Here is a 3,324-nt window from a genome sequence, read left to right on the forward strand (position 1 = left end):
CTGGACAGCCCTGCCCAACCTATCAATCGGACAGAGGCCCAAGCAGGGGCCAACTATGGCAGTCACTTCACTCATAGAACTGACGACCAAACTCTGATGCAGTCGATCGGTGATGGCGAGCACTTAATCAATACGGGTAGCTTATTGTCCAGCACGCGCCCTAGCCTATTCGCCACGGACAATGAACAAGCTGTTGAGAGTGGCTATCGCAACACGGGCAATGGCCTATCAGAATGGATTACCGATCATAGAGATGAGCAAGCGTACTCGCAGCTAAACATCGATGATGGTCAAGTGGCTGCTAGTCTAAAGATGGGTATCATTAATGCTGAAAGTGATGGTGCCAGTAGTAAACGTCAAGGCATCAATGCCAATACTAATGCTCAAATCAATATCAAGTCGGGCGAAGCTTTAGTATTCTCTACCCAGCCGCAAACCCATGCGCAATCTGAGCAACACAACTATCAACAGCACACCCCGACTCTCACTCAAACGGCACTCGGTGGTCAGCATCTGGCTGAACGCTTAACGCAATTGGCAACGGGACTAGGACGTCAGGTCAATGACCACAAAGCGATTAAGACCCAGTTAGAAACTATCGCAGAGGAACAGCAAACCAAAACCCATCAACAAGCGCCCTACACGCTGATCGATGGCGCTGCTGATACGAGCTATGTCAGTGACGATACGCTGATTCAACGATCGATGGGTGAGATGGTAACGACCACTCAGCAAGATATGATGGTGAGTAGTGGTGATGGTCATCATCAAATCAGTAGCGAGTCTTTGACAATGGTTGCTGATGGTCAGTTCAGTATGACGAATGGCAAGGACAATATTATGCTGTCTGCGCATACAGGGAAGCTTGAGGCAACGGCGAAGCAAGATGTGAATATGTCATCCTCAACTAAAGAAGTTGAGATAGTGGCAACGAATAAGATTACGCTAACGGCGGGCGGTGCGAGTATCACATTAGATGGCGGTGATATTACGATTGCGGCGATGCAGTTTACGGAGAAGGCTGGTAAGCACAGTCGTGATGGCGGCGGGATGGATGGGCTGAGTTTGGCGGGGTTGCCTAGTTTGATTGCTGGGGCAGTTCAGAATTTCAATTTGAGATTTATGGTTAAAAATAGTATAGGCAATCCAGCCCCAAACCAAAAATATTTGCTTATAAGTGAAAATGGAAATACAAGTTTTGGCACAACAGATAATAATGGATTTACTGAATCAGTTTATACATCTGAAAAGACAAAGTTCAGTATTCATGTGATTTTAGATTAAGGATTAGTATGTCTAGTTATTATACTCAAGCGGTTTTTATTAATGAAGTTCCAGATTTTTTGTCCATAGAAAAAATTAGTTATGAAGTTCAGTTCTCCAATTCAATTTCTAAGAATCTTTATAAAGTTTTAGTTATTCCTGCATATTCTTTATCTAAAAACGAAAGCGCATCATTAGTAATAAAAGTTGATAAAATTCCTATAAAAAAAATAAAATTAGATATATATTCTCGCAGCACATATCCAGTTAAGAAAATTTCATTAAAGTCAATATTATCTGAAACTTGTACCGATAGAAAAAATACTTGTACTTTTGATTTGAAACTCAAAATATATCAAATTGATAAAAAAAATAATAGAGCCATATTAATGAACTACAATAGTATTGAATTGCTATCTAAAAAAGAAAATAAATATACTGGTTACTATATTTACCGAAGAAGTAAAAAACTAAGTCAAACTTCCAAGGAAACAATAGAGTATATTAATAACCCAAATAAACTAAAGAATGAATACGTAAAAAAAGCACTAAGTATCTTCAAAGCAGAATCCAGTAAGTCAGGTTCGAAAGAATACCAACCTTTGATTTATAAAATAGTTATGGTAAAAATATTTGAAAGTTTTCTGAAGGAAGCGAGTAATCCTAAAACAATTATTGAAGATATTGATAATATATTTGGTAAAAACGTCACAGATAGCTCAACTGCTGAAAATTATGCATTCTATCATATATATGAAGCATTAATACGCGCGAACGAAAACGACCCTGGCTATGATAAAATTCAACATTTTACCCATAGTGCCTATTTAGCATATACTTCATTTAAGATGACAGTAGATGCAGCTCAATATGGAGCTGAAGCTTGGGACGCTATAATGGGAGGCAGTTCTGACGACTACGAATCTGATATGTATGCGAATAATTTAGGTCAAGCTTATGGTAATAGGCTATACAAACGTTTTAATCCATAATATAAATGCATTAAAACGTTTACGAATTTTTAATAAAACTATCAACTAAAAAACCAAAACCTGCAATAATCAAAATACTCCAAAGGCCTATGTATGCTTTATCGACATATATTTTATTTAATTCTAATTATTTTAGCTGAAATCATCCTATATCTTTCATTAACTTATGGATATTTTCATACTGAAAATCACTTTCAAATACAAGGGCTAGGTAATCTTGATCAGTATCAGAAAGCTCTTATAAGATTTAATATATTCGTATTTTTTATGCATATCGTTATTACCTCAATATCCTCTTTATACTTGAAAAATGACAATAAAACACTTCCTTTAATACTTATCGCTGTAATCAACTTGATAATTACATTTATATTTTTCCTGCTTGGTGTTTATGATAACTATATAAATGTGCAAGAGGCTAATATATTTACTGACTTAAGATCAAATATATTTTATGCGGATATATACTACATACTACCTATGTTATGGGCTATCCTCTATTCTATTTATATATATTCAAAAATAAAAAGCAAGCGCAGTTAACTAAATCATAAAAACACTTAGAACTTATAAAGTTATTATATTTCTATAGTTAGTTCAAAATAAAATTGTTATGGTTAGGACAAACATCATAAAACAATTTGGATAAGTCGTTTTCCAACCAACCTTGGCGTAGAAACTTCACTTGTTCCCATTTATTTTCAATGATATTGAGGGCTATGTCTCTCCTGCATATAGCTTTTATAGAGGTTATACCGATAATTTAATGGATTACGACGATAAAGCAAACCCTGAAAGAATACGTGTTACTACTACAGCTAACCCATTTGAGAATCATATGCGTGCTTTATTTAAGTGGCAATGGGATATTCTGGGAAATGACAGAAGCATGGACTACTCCGATACTGAATAGTTACTATAATTAATTCTAGAAGGTTAATATTATGAAAGCGTCCAAACTTATTTTTATAGCAATGTCACTGTCATTAGCAAGCTGTACAAGCTTAAGTACTTCAAAAGTCATGGCTAGTGAGCCAGCATTACTGCAAGATGATGAACAGGCAATGAT

General features: G+C 35.9%; 2 protein-coding genes. Both read left to right on the forward strand.

What is annotated here, in order from left to right:
* On the forward strand, window positions 1-1,284 hold a 1,284-nt coding region (locus tag EI164_RS15250), incomplete at its 5' end, for a DUF2345 domain-containing protein (protein WP_192520804.1).
* Between the two features lie 8 nt (window positions 1,285-1,292).
* Entirely contained in the window at window positions 1,293-2,255 is a 963-nt protein-coding gene (locus tag EI164_RS15255) for a hypothetical protein (protein ID WP_192520806.1), read from the forward strand.
* The last annotated feature ends 1,069 nt before the right edge of the window (window positions 2,256-3,324 follow it).

Origin of the sequence: Psychrobacter sp. FME13 (assembly GCF_014861395.1) — a bacterium.
Lineage (GTDB): Bacteria > Pseudomonadota > Gammaproteobacteria > Pseudomonadales > Moraxellaceae > Psychrobacter.

Coding starts and splice junctions, on each gene's coding strand:
- EI164_RS15255 (WP_192520806.1), top strand. CDS start 1,293: ATGTCTAGTTATTATACTCAAGCGGTTTTTATTAATGAAGTTCCAGAT.